The 13070-nt window shown below is 71.1% G+C and carries 14 protein-coding genes; 6 read left to right on the top strand and 8 right to left on the bottom strand.

Annotation, left to right across the window (positions count from 1 at the left end):
• Position 1 precedes the first annotated feature (1 nt).
• Entirely contained in the window at positions 2-1021 is a 1020-nt protein-coding gene (locus tag NQV15_RS14700) for a glycerophosphodiester phosphodiesterase family protein (RefSeq protein WP_232400990.1), read from the top strand.
• Here the strand turns inward: NQV15_RS14700 and NQV15_RS14695 are convergent.
• From NQV15_RS14695 to NQV15_RS14685, 3 genes are read right to left on the bottom strand one after another with little or no spacing between them, the layout of a single operon-like run.
• On the bottom strand, positions 1015-1230 hold the full coding sequence (locus tag NQV15_RS14695; RefSeq protein ID WP_232400992.1) for a PspC domain-containing protein: 216 nt from the start codon (positions 1228-1230) through the stop codon (positions 1015-1017). The genes NQV15_RS14700 and NQV15_RS14695 overlap by 7 nt on opposite strands.
• Positions 1205-1456, bottom strand: coding sequence for a hypothetical protein (locus NQV15_RS14690; RefSeq protein WP_232400994.1), 252 nt, complete (start codon positions 1454-1456; stop codon positions 1205-1207). The genes NQV15_RS14695 and NQV15_RS14690 overlap by 26 nt, the downstream gene beginning before the upstream one ends.
• Positions 1453-2610 carry a PspC domain-containing protein gene (locus tag NQV15_RS14685; protein ID WP_232400996.1) on the bottom strand — a complete coding sequence of 386 codons (1158 nt, stop codon included), beginning with the start codon at positions 2608-2610 and terminating at the stop codon, positions 1453-1455. The genes NQV15_RS14690 and NQV15_RS14685 overlap by 4 nt, the downstream gene beginning before the upstream one ends.
• A gap of 130 nt (positions 2611-2740) precedes the next feature.
• Here NQV15_RS14685 and NQV15_RS14680 point away from each other — a divergent pair, with 130 nt between their 5' ends.
• The 4 genes from NQV15_RS14680 to NQV15_RS14665 all read left to right on the top strand — a co-directional run bounded on the left by NQV15_RS14680 (position 2741) and on the right by NQV15_RS14665 (position 8671).
• Positions 2741-4036 (top strand): ATP-binding protein, encoded by a 1296-nt coding sequence (locus NQV15_RS14680; protein WP_232401006.1) that lies wholly within the window; start codon positions 2741-2743, stop codon positions 4034-4036.
• Positions 4033-4674, top strand: coding sequence for a response regulator (locus tag NQV15_RS14675; RefSeq protein ID WP_232401008.1), 642 nt, complete (start codon positions 4033-4035; stop codon positions 4672-4674). Before NQV15_RS14680 ends, NQV15_RS14675 begins: the two co-directional genes overlap by 4 nt.
• Before the next feature lie 105 nt (positions 4675-4779).
• Positions 4780-7908, top strand: a complete 3129-nt coding sequence (locus tag NQV15_RS14670) for an ATP-binding protein (protein ID WP_232401010.1) — start codon at positions 4780-4782, stop codon at positions 7906-7908.
• A 7-nt stretch (positions 7909-7915) separates the two neighbouring features.
• Entirely contained in the window at positions 7916-8671 is a 756-nt protein-coding gene (locus tag NQV15_RS14665) for a DUF2817 domain-containing protein (protein WP_232401012.1), read from the top strand.
• Between the two features lie 20 nt (positions 8672-8691).
• Here the strand turns inward: NQV15_RS14665 and NQV15_RS14660 are convergent, their stop codons facing one another.
• Positions 8692-9495: an ABC transporter permease gene (locus tag NQV15_RS14660; RefSeq protein ID WP_232401014.1), complete on the bottom strand. Its 804-nt coding sequence runs from the start codon at positions 9493-9495 to the stop codon at positions 8692-8694.
• Entirely contained in the window at positions 9492-10472 is a 981-nt protein-coding gene (locus NQV15_RS14655; RefSeq protein ID WP_232401023.1) for an ATP-binding cassette domain-containing protein, read from the bottom strand. Before NQV15_RS14655 ends, NQV15_RS14660 begins: the two co-directional genes overlap by 4 nt.
• 143 nt (positions 10473-10615) lie before the next feature.
• Here NQV15_RS14655 and zwf point away from each other — a divergent pair, with 143 nt between their 5' ends.
• The gene (zwf, locus tag NQV15_RS14650; RefSeq protein WP_232401025.1) at positions 10616-12052 is read left to right on the top strand and encodes a glucose-6-phosphate dehydrogenase; all 1437 of its coding nucleotides are present in this window, start codon (positions 10616-10618) and stop codon (positions 12050-12052) included.
• Here zwf and NQV15_RS14645 read toward each other — a convergent pair whose 3' ends face one another.
• Genes NQV15_RS14645 through NQV15_RS14635 form a run of 3 tightly spaced genes read right to left on the bottom strand, consistent with a single transcriptional unit; the run spans position 12053 to position 13053 of the window.
• Positions 12053-12223, bottom strand: coding sequence for a hypothetical protein (locus NQV15_RS14645; RefSeq protein ID WP_232401027.1), 171 nt, complete (start codon positions 12221-12223; stop codon positions 12053-12055).
• Between the two features lie 54 nt (positions 12224-12277).
• On the bottom strand, positions 12278-12628 hold the full coding sequence (locus NQV15_RS14640) for a GntR family transcriptional regulator (RefSeq protein WP_232401035.1): 351 nt from the start codon (positions 12626-12628) through the stop codon (positions 12278-12280).
• Complete coding sequence (locus NQV15_RS14635; protein ID WP_232401038.1) at positions 12625-13053, bottom strand: GNAT family N-acetyltransferase; 429 nt, start codon at positions 13051-13053, stop codon at positions 12625-12627. Before NQV15_RS14635 ends, NQV15_RS14640 begins: the two co-directional genes overlap by 4 nt.
• Between the last annotated feature and the right edge of the window lie 17 nt (positions 13054-13070).

The raw sequence follows: 13070 nt of genomic DNA, 5'->3' as shown, positions 1-13070 counted from the left end.
CGTGTCCCAGGTGTCACCGCCCATCGTCATCGGCCACCGGGGCGTCCCCGGTCATCGGCTGGAGCACACCCGCCCGTCGTACGAGCTCGCGATCGAGCAGGGCTGCGACTACATCGAGCCCGATGTCGTGGCGAGCAAGGACGGCGTGCTGGTCGTGCGGCACGAGAACGAGATCGGCGGCACGACCGATGTCGCCGAGCACAAGGAGTTCGCCGACCGCAAGGTCATGAAGTTCGTCGACGGTGTCCCGCGGACCGGCTGGTTCACCGAGGACTTCACGATCGCCGAGCTCAAGACGCTCCGGGTGCGTGAGCGTCTGCCCCAGCTGCGTCCCCAGAACATCGCGCTGGCCCGCACCGAGCAGATCCTGACCTTCGACGAGGTGCTCGACATCGCCGAGGAAGGCAGTCGAGGGCGCCCGAACCCGGTCGGGGTCTACGTCGAGACCAAGCACCCGACCTACTTCAGCCGGCTGCGGCTGGACCTCAACGACCTGCTGATCGCCAATCTGGAGCGACGAGGGGTCAACCACTCGGGAGCCAAGATCGTCATCCAGTCGATGGAGACGGGCAATCTGCGCGCCCTGCGTGACCGCACCCCGTTGACGCTGATCCAGCTCATCGACCGCAAGGGCGCGCCGTACGACTTCATCGCCGCCCGCGACCCGCGGACGTACCGGTCGATGCGCAAGCGTGCGGAGCTGACCAAGATCGCCGCGTACGCCGACGGCATCGGTCCCAACAAGAGCCGGGTCATCCGGCGCGACGTCCGGTCCCGGCTGGCCGGCCAGACCAAGCTCGTGGGCCGCGCCCACGACCTGGGCCTCCTGGTGCACATCTGGACCATGCGCAACGAGAACAACTTCCTGCCGACAGAGCTGCGCCTCAGCCGCGACAAGGCTGCCTACGGCGATGCGGTGGGCGAGTACCTGGCCTTCTTCGACGCCGGTGTGGACGGGGTCTTCTCGGACTTCACGCAGACGGCGGTCCAGGCCCGCGAGCTGTGGCTGTCGCGTCAGTAGTCGTGCGGACGGATGGTGTCGGTCAGCGGGCGCTGGGGGATGAGCACCCAAGCCACGAGGTAGGCGATCAGGAGGGATCCGGCGCCCAGGACGGTGCAGACGGCCAGCACGAGGCGGACGACGTTGGCGTCGATGCCGGCGTACTCGGCCACCCCGCCGCACACGCCGGCGATCCACCGGTCGTCACGGCTGCGGGTGAGCTTCTTCATGGGCTTCTCCTTCTGGTTCGGTCTGGGAGGGGGCGTTGCTCGGGCGTCGGGGCCGCAGGGTCGCGGCGACCCCGATCAGGCCCAGCAGGATGAGCACCGCGGCCGCGGTGAGGCTCAGCTCGCGTGTCGTCAGCAGGTCGGTCTTCCGGACCGCCCAGCTGCCGGCGATCGCCAGGAAGAGCAACCCGAAGACGAGGTTCTGCCAGCAGAACGGATGGCGGTTCATTGGCGGATCACCTCTATCCTGCCGGCCTTCTGGTCGACGTCGATGGTCACGGCAGCCTCGGGCGGCGTGTCGCCGGTCGACAGCTCGAGGTCGGTGCCGTCGTCCTCACGACCGAACAGCGAGATCTGCCCGGCCTTGAGGTCGGTGTCGACCCGCACGGGGAGCCCGTCGGGGACGACGACCCGCGTCAGGCCGATGCCCGCGTCCAGGACGACGGTCCGCCCCAGCAGCGCGTCAGGGTCCGACACATCGGTCAGGTCGAGCTCGAGCAGGCCGATGCCGTGCCGGTAGTGGTCGTCGACCGCCGCAGCGAGCGTGGGTGAGGTGCGTTGCGTCCCGAGGCGTCCGCCGGGCAGGGCCGATCCGACGGTCAGCGCGACGGCCAGCACCGCGCCGATCAGCACCAGGCCGCCGCTGGTGCCGAAGAACGTGCCGATCAGCAGGCCGACGCCGACGGCGGCCAGTGCCACCGCGACATATGTCGTCCACGGCAGGTCCTCCTGCACCTCGTCGTAGATCAGGGTCACGGCGAGCGCGATGGCCGCCAGTGACGCGGTCAGCAGCAGCAGCGTGTTGGACCGTCCCTCGCGGGGCTCCGCGGCGGTCCGGGTGACCGGGATCGTCTGGGTGCGGTCGGCGGTGGGATCGTGCAGCACCTGCTCGCGCCGTTCCCGCTGCTCGCGGCGGCGGCGCGGGCGCACCCAGAAAACGTACAGGACCAGTGCCGTGGGCAGCAGCCACCACGGCGCGCCGCCCCACCAGGCCCAGCTGCTGTCGCCGACGATCGACAGCGCGGCGAGGATGGCGGCGGCGACCAGGCCGCCCACCCGCACCTGCTCCTCGTTGCGGTCCAGCTTGAACCACTCGGCGGCGAGGCTCTTGTCGGCGTCGTCGGACGGCACCAGCACCCACGCGGCGACGTAGACGATGGCACCGGCGAAGCCCGCGATGGTCAGCACGGCGATCACGACCCGGACGACGATCGGGTCGATGCCCAGGTAGCGCGCCGCGCCTGCGCACACGCCGGCCACGACCCGGTCGTCGCGGGACCGGCGCATGTCGGCGATGGTGCGGAGCCGGGACGGATCGAACTCGTCGCCGGGACCGGGCGGGGGGTCACCGGCCGGCGGCGCGAACTGCTGGGTGTCGTTCATGCCTCCATCGTGGACGATGCGGGCGCCTTTCCACATCGGGTACGACCCTGGTCCGGCCCGGGGACGGCTCAGGGTGCCCGGGGGTCGATCCTGGTGGCGGGCGTGCGTGCGGACGTGTGACGATCACTGGGTGACCTCCCGCGCCGCGAGCACCGCCCCCGTCGGTGACCTGCCCGCGCCCACCTACCGTCGTGCGTACCGGCCGGCCGAGCGCCGCCTGGTCGGTGGCGTCGCGGCGGGTCTGGCCGACCACCTCGGCGTGCCGGTGCTGTACGTCCGCCTGGCCTTCATCGTCGCCACCTGGTTCCAGGGCATCGGTGTCATCGCCTACCTGCTGCTGTGGCGCTTCCTGCCGCTGGAGGGCCCCGACCTGTCGCCCGGCCTGGAGTCGGCGACCCGCCGCGGCCTGCGCAGCGGCGGTCGGGCGGGGCCCACCGAGATCGCCCAGACCATCGCGCTGGGAGCCGTCGGCATCGGCGTCCTGCTGCTGATCCAGGCCACCGGGCGGGGCATCGACGACGGACTGTTCGGGCCGCTGCTGGTCGCGGTGATCGGGGTCGCGGTCATCTGGCGCCAGTTCGACGACGTCGCCTGGAGCCGCTGGATGCGGCAGACGTCCGGGTGGGCGTTCGCCTCCCGGGTGGCGGCGGGCGCGGGCCTCGTCGCGGTCGCGGCGCTGTACTTCCTGACCAAGGAGGGCGGCTGGGGAGCGGCGTTGAACCTCGCGTCCGCGTTGGTCGTCGCGGTGCTCGGCATCGGGTTGATCCTCGGCCCGTGGATCTCGCGGCTGCTGGGTGACCTCGCACGGGAGCGGCGCGAGCGGGTGCGGTCGCAGGAGCGCGCGGACGTCGCGGCGCACCTGCACGACTCGGTGCTGCAGACGCTCGCCCTGCTGCAGAAGAATGCCGGCGACGCCGCAGTCGTCGCGACGCTCGCGCGGCGGCAGGAGCGCGAGCTGCGGGACTGGCTGTACGGCAACGACGAGCAGCCCGGCGACTCGCTGGTCGCAGCCCTGCGAGCGGCCGCCGCCGACGTCGAGGACGCCCACCGGGTGCCCGTCGAGGTCATCGCGGTGGGCGATGCGCCATTGGACGCCAATGTCTCGGCGCTGGTGCAGGCCGCCCGCGAGGCGATGATCAACGCGGCCAAGCACTCCGGCGACGACCGGGTCGACGTGTACGCCGAGACCGGGGCCCAGCAGGCGCAGGTGTTCGTCCGCGACCGGGGGACCGGCTTCGACCTGGACTCGATCGCCGACGACCGCATGGGCGTCCGCGGCTCGATCATCGCCCGGATCGAACGACACGGCGGCACCGCCACCATCCGCAGCGAGCCCGGCGGCGGCACCGAGGTCGCGATGAGCGTCCCCGTCCGCGCCGAGCACACCCCCACCGAGACCACCTCGTCCCAGGAGGACACCCGATGACCCCGCTCCGCATCGCGATCGTCGACGACCATGCCATGTTCCGCACCGGCGTGAAGGCCGAGATCGACGGACGGGTCGATGTCGTCGGCGAGGCCGATGACGTCGAGTCCGCGGTCGCGATGATCGCGCAGACATCGCCCGATGTCGTCCTGCTGGACGTCCACATGCCCGGTGGTGGCGGACTCGAGGTCATCCGGCGTCTGCACGTGCGGCACCCGGACACGAAGTTCCTGGCCCTGTCGGTCAGCGATGCGGCCGAGGACGTCATCGGCATCATCCGCGCCGGCGCGCGCGGCTACGTCACCAAGAACATCTCGGGTCCCGAGCTGTTCGACGCGATCGAGCGGGTGGCCGGAGGGGATGCGGTGTTCAGCCCGCGGCTGGCGGGGTTCGTGCTCGACGCGTTCGCGGGGACGATCGAGATCGCCCAGGTCGACGAGGACCTCGACCGTCTGACCGAGCGGGAGCGGGAGGTGATGCGGCTGATCGCCCGCGGCTACGCCTACAAGGAGGTCGCCAAGGAGCTGTTCATCTCGATCAAGACCGTCGAGACCCACGTGTCCAGCGTCCTGCGCAAGCTGCAGCTGTCCAGCCGCCACGAGCTCACCCGGTGGGCCAACGACCGCCGCCTCATCTGACCCCGCCCCCAGAACCGCGAGTGGCGCAATCTGGACACAATGAGATGGCGTGTCGGAGCGAATTGCGCCAGTCGCGGGGGTGTTTGCGCCACTCGGCGGGGCAGAATGAGCCATGTGCAGGTGGACGTCCTCGGACCGTTGCGGGTGCGCGCTGATGATCGCTCGATCGATGTCGGCGGGCCGCGCAACCGCGCCCTGCTGGCCCGCCTCGCGCTCGCAGGCGGACGTCCCGTCGCAGCTGCGACGCTGATCGACGACCTGTGGGGCGTCGACGTCCCCGACGACGCGAGGGGCGCCCTGCAGTCGGTCGTGTCGCGCACCCGCCGGCGCCTGCCGGACGCGGCACTCGAATCGTCCTCCCCTGGGTACGTCCTGCGCGACGTCGTCGTGGACGCCGACGAGTTCGCGCAGCTCGTCGCCGCGGGCCGGGCCACCGAGGCGCTGGCCCTGTGGCGCGGCGACCCGATGTCGGACCTGCCCGACCTGCCGTTCGTCGCGGCGGCCGCCGACCGGCTGCTGGAGCTGCGGCTGACCGCGGTCGAGACCAGCCTCGAGTCCCGTGCCCGCACCGATCCGACCGTCATCGCGGAGCTCGCGGCGCTGGTGACCGAGCATCCCTACCGGGACGGGCTGTGGCGGGCGTACCTGTCGGCCCTGGTGGCCCACGGCCGGGCGAACGAGGCGCTCACCGCCTACGAGCGATTGCGGACCTCCCTGGCCGATGACCTCGGCACCGACCCCTCGGCCGAGCTGCAGGCCATCCACCTGTCGATCCTGCGCGGCGAGCGGGGGCCACGACGCACGCCCGCCTCGCTGCCGGCCGGCCTGACGTCGTTCGTGGGTCGTGAGGCTGCGATCGCCGATCTTCGGGAAGCGCTGGAGGACCACCGCCTCGTGACGATCCTGGGTCCCGGCGGTGCCGGCAAGACACGGCTGGCGATCGAGGCCGCGCGGGCGACCTCCGACCGCTTCGGGGCCGTGTGGCTCACCGAGCTGGCGCCCGTCACCGGCGAGGACGGCATCGTGCGCGCCATCTTGTCGGCCATGGGTCTGCTCGAGGTCGTCGTGACGGAGCGCGCCCAGAGTGGCCAGCGCCCGGACGACCGCGCCCGACTCCTGGACGCCGTCCGCGACGCCCGGGGACTGCTGCTGATCGACAACTGCGAGCACCTCGTCGACGGCGTCGCCGGGCTCGCCGAGGAGCTGCTGGCGCAGGCGCCGGACCTGCGCGTGCTCACGACCAGCCGCGAGCCGCTGCGCATCATCGGCGAGTACGCCTACCAGCTCAGCCCGTTGACGTCCCCGCGCGACGGCGCCACCCCCGAGCAAGCCATGCAGCACAGCGCCGTCGCGCTGTTCGTGCAGCGCGCGCGGGCCGTCGACCAGTCATTTCGGCTGGACGAAGCCACCGTCCCGGAGGTCGTGGAGATCTGTCGCCGCCTCGACGGTCAGCCACTGGCGATCGAGCTGGCCGCCGCGCGGCTGCGGACGCTGACCGTGGCGCAGGTCGCCGATCGGCTCGGCGACCGCTTCCGACTGCTGACCGGCGGCAGCCGGACCGCGCTGCCACGCCACCGGACGTTGCGCGCGGTCGTGGAGTGGAGCTGGGACCTGCTCGACGACGACGAGCGCGACCTCGTCGAACGCATCGCCGTGTTCCCGGGCGGGGTGACCGTCGAGAGCGCCGCTGCCGTCGCGGAGGCAGGGGCGCCTGTCGAGGACCTGCTCGACTCGCTGGCCGACAAGTCGCTGCTGGTGCCGGTGCGCGGCGACCAGCCACGGTTCCGGATGCTGGAGACCCTGCGCGAGTACGGCGTCGAGCGCCTCGTGGAGCGTGGGCTCGCCGAGCACGCCCGCGCGGCGCACCTCGCGCACTTCCTGGGCCTGGCCGAGGCGCAGGCGGCCCTCGTGCGGGGACCGGCCCAGGTGGAGGCGCTGACCGCGCTGGACACCGATCACGCCAACGTCATGGCCGCGCTGCGGTTCGCGATCGACCGCGGCGATCGGCCCGCCGCCGCACGCCTGGTGACCGCGCTGGCGTGGTACTGGTCGATCCGCAGCCAGCACATGGAGGCGGCCCGCTGGGCGCAGGTGGTGCTGGAGCTGCCCGGTGCTGCGGACCCGGCCAGCGAGATCTGCGTCGAGGCGCTCGCCGTCACCGGCATCCTCGGATCGGGCCAGCTCGGTGGAGGCCCCGACGCGCTGTGGCGGCCGCACGTCGAGCGGATCGTCCGGATGTGGGAGGAGCACCGGCCGGACCACCCGCTCGTGCAGTTCATCCTGGAGACCATGCAGTACCTGGACGTCGTCGGACCGGGGCGCGTCGTCCCGCGCACCACCGACCGTTGGACCGGCGCGATGGTCGACCTGATGCGCACCGTGCTGATGGAGAACTCCGGCAACACGCACGGCTCGGCCGATCTCATCGCGTCCACGATCGATGCGTTCCGGGAGATCGGCGACCAGTGGGGCCTCGCGATGGCGCTGTCGCAGCGGGCCACGCTGCAGGCGCTCGAGGGCGACACGGCAGGGGCCCTGGCCTGCTGGGAGGAGGCGCTGCCGCTGCTGGAGCAGATGGGTGCGACCGAGGACCTGAGCTTCTCGGGGATGCAGGTCGCCGAGCTGCGCCTCGCCCACCTGGAGCGGGACCGGGTCGAGGAGCTGCGGCCCGATCTGGAGGCCGAGCTCGCGGGTGCGATCGCCGGCGGGGGACGCCTGCCGAACCTGGTGGCCCGGATGAACATGGCCCGGCTCGAGCACGCGGTCGGCCACGACCAGGAGGCGGCGCGCCATCTCGAGCAGGCCCTGCACCACGTCGACGACTCCGCAGAGTTCGGCAGCGGCCAGATGGTCGCCGCGATCCGCGCGCTGCTGGCCGTCACGCTGGCCGCGAGCGGCGACCTGGCCGGCGCCGACCAGGCGCTGGAGACCGCCCGGCAGGTCGGCCTGACCACCACGGACATGCCGGTCATGGCCGTGATCGCCACCGCCGCCGCCGTCATCGCGCAGCACCACGGTCGCAGCGAGCACGCCGCCCGCGTGCTGGGTGCGGCCGAGGCCATCCGGGGCGGCCGGGACCGGTCGAATCGCGACGCCCGCGGGCTCGCCGACCAGCTGCGACCTCTTCTGGGGGCGGACGTGTTCGAGGCCCTGCGGGCCGAGGGTGCTGCGATGACGCAGCAGGACGCCATCGCCTTCGCCCTGCCCGCGGCAGTCGCCGCGTCTGGGCCATGATGGGTCGATGAAGTCTCTCGGGTCCTGGTTGCTGTCCGTCGTCCTCGTGGCACCGTTCGGTGCGGTCGTCGTCGCGGCGGCCCCCGCCTCGGCGGCGGATGCGAAGCGTCCTGCCGTGATCGAGAAGCGGGTCATCGGGCACAGCGTGAAGGGCCGTGACATCACTGCCTGGCGGCTGGGCAGCCCGCGGTCGAAGAAGAAGGTGCTGCTGCTGGCGGCGATGCACGGCAACGAGAAGGGGGCGGTGCGGACGCTGCGGGCGCTGCGCGACGGGCCGGCCATCAAGGGCGCCGACATCTGGGTCGTCCCGGTGGTCAACCCCGACGGGTACGCCAGGAACACCCGCCAGAACGCCCACAAGGTCGACCTGAACCGCAACTTCTCCACCGACTGGAAGAAGGCCGGCGGTGCGGTGAACTCGGGCCGGAAGGCGTTCTCCGAGCCGGAGAGCCGCGCGGTCCGCCGGTTCGCCGACAGCATCAAGCCGACGTACACGATCAGCTTCCACCAGCCGCTGAACGGCATCGACATCCGCGACACCGGCAACAAGGCGTGGGCCAAGCGGCTGGCGGCCCAGATCAAGCTGCCGAAGCGGGCCTTCGACTGCTTCTCGTCCTGCCACGGCACCTACTCGATGTGGTTCCGCAAGCACCACCGTCGCGGGGCCGTCATCACCGTCGAGATGAGCAAGAACCCGTCGCGGACGTACCTGGAGAAGACCGCGCCGCGCGCGGTCCTGCGCAGCCTCAACGCGACGCGCTGAGACCACGCAGGACCGGTCGGTCAGGCCTTCGTGCGGTACGCGCTCACCGCCAGCGGGGCGAACACCGCCAGGATCAGGGCGCTCGTCCCCAGCGCGATGAAGGCGTCCTGGGCGACGGGGCCGCCGGTCAGGAGACCCCGGACGGCATCGGTCAGGTGGGTCACCGGGTTGATGTCGACCCAGGCCCGCAACCAGCCGGGCATCGTGTCGACCGAGGCGAACATGCTGGAGCCGAACGTCAACGGGAACAGGGCGACGAAGCCGATGCCCTGCACCGATCCGGCCTCGCGCATCACCATGCCCAGCCAGATCGCGACCCAGCACATGCACCAGGCGAACAGCAGCACCAGCAGGCAGGCGATCGCGACCTTGACCGGTGAGGTGGTCGGCCGGAAGCCCATCACGAAGCCCGCGACCATCGTCACCGCGATCGTGAGCCCGTAGCGCAGGCACTCGGCGAGCGTGGCGCCCACGAGCGGGGCCGAGCGGGGGATGGGCAACGACCGGAACCGGTCGAACACCCCCTCCTTGATGTCGGTGTTGAGGTTGACGCCGATCGCGACCGTGCTGAACAGGACCGTCTGGATCAGGATGCCCGGCAGCACGAACTGCAGGTAGTCGTGCGTCGAACCGGCGATCGCGCCGCCCAGGACGTACACGAAGATCACCAGGAACAGCACCGGCTGCAAGGTCACGTCGAAGAACTGCTCGGGGTGCCGGAGCATCTTCCTGACCGAGCGGCCCGCCAGCGACAGCGAGTGCCGCAGCCAGGGCAGGGAGGATGCGGGTCGCGGCCGGGCGACCGGGATGGATGTCGTGGTCATCGGACCAGCTCCTTGTCGGTGTCGGTGCCGGCGGCAGCGGTCGATGCGCCCCGTCCGGTGAGGGTGAAGAAGACCTCGTCGAGGCTCGGCAGGCTCAGCGAGATCTCGGTGAGGCCGATGCCGCGCGATGCCAGCTCGACCACGACCGCGGTGAAGTCCTGCTCGGCCTCGATCGGGGCGGTCAGCAACCCACGGGTGGGCTCGTCGACCGGACGTCCGGTGATGCGGCTGAGGATCCTGCGGATCTGTGCGGTGTCAGCGGCATCGGCGGGACGCACCTGCAGCGAGCGTCCGCCCACGATCTGCTTGAGCTCGGCGGCGGTGCCGTTCGCGATCACCTGGCCGTGGTCGATCACCGTGATCGCGTCGGCCAGCGCGTCCGCCTCCTCGAGGTACTGCGTCGTCAGGAGGACGCTGGTGCCCTCCGCGGTCAGCATGCGCACGAGGTTCCACACGTCGTCGCGCTTGCTCGGGTCCAGACCCGTGGTGGGCTCGTCGAGGAAGATCACCTGCGGGCGACCGACCAGGCTCGCGGCGAGGTCCAGCCGGCGACGCATCCCGCCCGAGTACGTCCGGATCTGGCGGTCGCCGGCCTCGGTGAGGCCGAACTGCTCCAGCAGCTCCCGGGCCCGGGCGCGGGAGTCGGGGCGGGTGAAGTCCAGCAGCCGGGCGAACAGCTCCAGGTTCTCCCTCCCGGTCAGCTGCTGGTCCACTGAGGCGTACTGCCCGGTCAGGCCGATCGAGCGTCGGACGGCGTCGGGGTCGTTGACGATGTCGTGGCCGGCGACCGTCGCGGTGCCGGCGTCAGGACGCAACAGGGTCGCGAGGATGCGGACCGCGGTCGTCTTGCCGGCGCCGTTGGGTCCGAGGACTCCGAGGACGGAGCCGTGGGGGACGGCCAGGTCGATGCCGTCGAGTGCTTTCGTGTCGCCGTAGTGCTTGGTGAGCCCTTCGGCGTGAATGGCGTGTTGGGTCATGCCGACGATGCTGCTCGCCGCCGCTGGCAGCCCGCTGTCACCGCCCTGACCGGGCTGACAGCGGACGTCAGCGCCTTGCACCGTCCGCAGTGGCCTTTTGCCGGATCTGTGCCGAGGCCGCGTGCCGGGTCTAGCCTGATGGCATGGACGAGCCCCATCTGATTGTGCTCTTCGGCGCCACCGGTGACCTGGCCCGACGCAAGCTGCTGCCCGGCATCATGCACCTGCTCCAGTCGGGTCTGGTGTCCGACTCGCGCATCATCGGCGTCTCGATGGACGACTTCGACGACGAGGACTTCCGCGAGTTCGCCGAGAAGGCCTACCGCGAGTTCAGCACCCGCGAGATCGACGACCAGAAGTGGCGCGACTTCGCGCCGAAGCTGTCGTACATCAACGTCAAGGCCGGTCCGGACGCGCTCGCCAAGGCGGCCGGCGTGCTCGAGGCCGATCTCGGTGGGTCGCCGCGGCGGCTGCACTACCTGAGCGTCCCGCCGAAGTCGGCGCTCGACGTCGTGCACACCCTCGACCAGGCGAATCTGGTGGAGCGCTCCCGCATCATCATGGAGAAGCCGTTCGGCACCGACCTGGCCAGTGCGAAGGCGCTCAACGCCGAGCTGCACGAGGTCTTCGACGAGCGCCAGATCTTCCGCATCGACCACTTCCTGGGCAAGGAGGCGGCGCTGAACATCCTGGCGTTCCGGTTCGCCAACGGACTGTTCGAGCCGATCTGGAACCGCAACTTCATCGACCACGTGCAGATCGACGTGCCCGAGACGCTGTCGGTGAGCGGCCGGTCCGGCTTCTACGAAGGCACCGGCGCCTTCAAGGACATGGTCGTGACCCACCTGTTCCAGGTGCTCGCGTTCATGGCGATGGAGCCGCCGACGTCGCTGGACTCGGACTCGATCTCCGAGGAAAAGAACAAGGTCTTCCGGTCGATGCTGCCGCTGGATCCCAAGTTCGTGGTCCGCGGGCAGTACCAGGGTTATCGCGATGAGGACGGCGTCGCCGCCGACTCCGAGACCGACACCTTCGTCGCCCTCAAGGCCGAGATCGACAACTGGCGCTGGGCCGGCGTCCCGTTCTACCTGCGGACGGGCAAGAAGCTCGCCGAGGGGGCGCGCATCATCTCGATCGCGTTCCGGGAGCCGCCCAAGAGCATGTTCCCGGCGGGTTCCGGCGTGGGCCTGGCCGGGCCGGATCACCTGACGTTCGACCTGGCCGACTCGTCCCGCCTGTCACTGTCGTTCTATGGCAAGCGTCCCGGTCCGGGCATGCGGCTGGACAAGCTCAGCATGCAGTTCGCGATGCAGGAGACCGAACGAGCCGGTGAGGTGCTGGAGGCGTACGAGCGGCTGATCTACGACGCGATGCGCGGCGAGCGGACGCTGTTCACGACCGCGGAGGGCATCGAGCGGCTGTGGGAGATCTCGGAGCCGCTGCTCAACGACACCCCGCCGGTGCGGCCGTACGCGGCCGGCACGTGGGGGCCCAACGCGATCCACCAGCTCGTCGCGCCGCGGGCGTGGCGGCTGCCGTTCGAGCGCAGCTGGCGCAAGCCCAACCCGAATGCGGAGTAGCTAGCGGGCGTCCGGGTCCTGGCGCTTGCGCTGCTGGTCCTGGATGTCGTGGCCGGGCAGTCGCGGCGGCTTCTGGTGCGACCGGTCGGGACTGCCGATACCGGACAGGGCCAGGCCCATCAGGGCGATGCCGGCCACGAGAAGCAGGAGCAGGACGAAGGTGAATGACACGGTGCCACGGTATCCGGTCGCCTCAACCGCAGGTGGGCCGCCCGGGCAGCGGCGTCAGGCCCAGTGGGTCTCGAGCAGGCGGATCGCCTCGTCGCGTGACAGTCCCTGTCGCCGGGCCTGCAGGACGAATGCGCGGGCGGCGTCGTCGGTCGCGTCGTCCGCGGCGTGACGGACCGCGATGAACGTCCCGTTGCGGCCGCGGGTCTCGATGACGCCATCGGCCTCGAGGGCGCGGTAGGCCTTCGCGACGGTGTTGACGGCCAGCCCCAGATCGGCCGCGAGGGCGCGGACCGTCGGCAGCTTGTGGCCCGCCGGCAGCGTCCCGTCGGCGGCGAGCTCGGCCACCTGGCGGCGGACCTGCTCGAACGGCGCCTCGCCGCTGCCGGTGTCGAGCCCGAGCCTCATCGGCGCAGCACCACCATGGCGTACGGCCGGCCGGCGGCGTCGTTCTCGCGGCGCAGCACCTCGGCGAACCCCTGGGAGCGGTAGAACGCGACGCCGGTCGTGTTGTCGGCGTACACCTCGACGCTGGTGGCACCGACCTCGGCGAGCAGGCGGGTGCCGAGTCCCTGGCCGTGGAGCTCCGGGTCGACGTACAGCAGCTCGACATGGTTCTCGCGGGCACCGACGAAGGCGATCGGACGGCCGTCCAGCTCGGCCAGCAGCACCTCCATCGACGGGAGATAGGAGTCGCGCATGAACGGCCGCATCTCGCTGAAGTCGGCTGGTTCCATGAAACCGTGGGACGACCGGGCGGCCCGCTCCCACACATCGGTCAGCGCATCCAGATCGGCCTCGTGCGCAGGCCGGATGGTGACGGCAGGATCCATGGCAGGGGAGTGTACGC

The sequence above is a fragment of the Aeromicrobium wangtongii genome (assembly GCF_024584515.1).
In the GTDB taxonomy this organism is placed as follows: Bacteria; Actinomycetota; Actinomycetes; order Propionibacteriales; family Nocardioidaceae; genus Aeromicrobium; species Aeromicrobium wangtongii.
The sequence above is the reverse complement of the archived record's forward strand: the minus strand, read 5'-3'. Positions and strand labels throughout refer to the sequence as shown.

What these genes read in the sequence shown, in the direction of transcription:
- NQV15_RS14695 (WP_232400992.1), bottom strand. Translation starts at nt 1,230, where the DNA reads ATGAAGAAGCTCACCCGCAGCCGTGACGACCGGTGGATCGCCGGCGTG.
- NQV15_RS14690 (WP_232400994.1), bottom strand. Translation starts at nt 1,456, where the DNA reads ATGAACCGCCATCCGTTCTGCTGGCAGAACCTCGTCTTCGGGTTGCTC.
- NQV15_RS14685 (WP_232400996.1), bottom strand. Translation starts at nt 2,610, where the DNA reads ATGAACGACACCCAGCAGTTCGCGCCGCCGGCCGGTGACCCCCCGCCC.
- NQV15_RS14675 (WP_232401008.1), top strand. Translation starts at nt 4,033, where the DNA reads ATGACCCCGCTCCGCATCGCGATCGTCGACGACCATGCCATGTTCCGC.
- NQV15_RS14670 (WP_232401010.1), top strand. Translation starts at nt 4,780, where the DNA reads ATGAGCCATGTGCAGGTGGACGTCCTCGGACCGTTGCGGGTGCGCGCT.
- NQV15_RS14665 (WP_232401012.1), top strand. Translation starts at nt 7,916, where the DNA reads ATGAAGTCTCTCGGGTCCTGGTTGCTGTCCGTCGTCCTCGTGGCACCG.
- NQV15_RS14660 (WP_232401014.1), bottom strand. Translation starts at nt 9,495, where the DNA reads ATGACCACGACATCCATCCCGGTCGCCCGGCCGCGACCCGCATCCTCC.
- NQV15_RS14655 (WP_232401023.1), bottom strand. Translation starts at nt 10,472, where the DNA reads ATGACCCAACACGCCATTCACGCCGAAGGGCTCACCAAGCACTACGGC.
- zwf (WP_232401025.1), top strand. Translation starts at nt 10,616, where the DNA reads ATGGACGAGCCCCATCTGATTGTGCTCTTCGGCGCCACCGGTGACCTG.
- NQV15_RS14640 (WP_232401035.1), bottom strand. Translation starts at nt 12,628, where the DNA reads ATGAGGCTCGGGCTCGACACCGGCAGCGGCGAGGCGCCGTTCGAGCAG.
- NQV15_RS14635 (WP_232401038.1), bottom strand. Translation starts at nt 13,053, where the DNA reads ATGGATCCTGCCGTCACCATCCGGCCTGCGCACGAGGCCGATCTGGAT.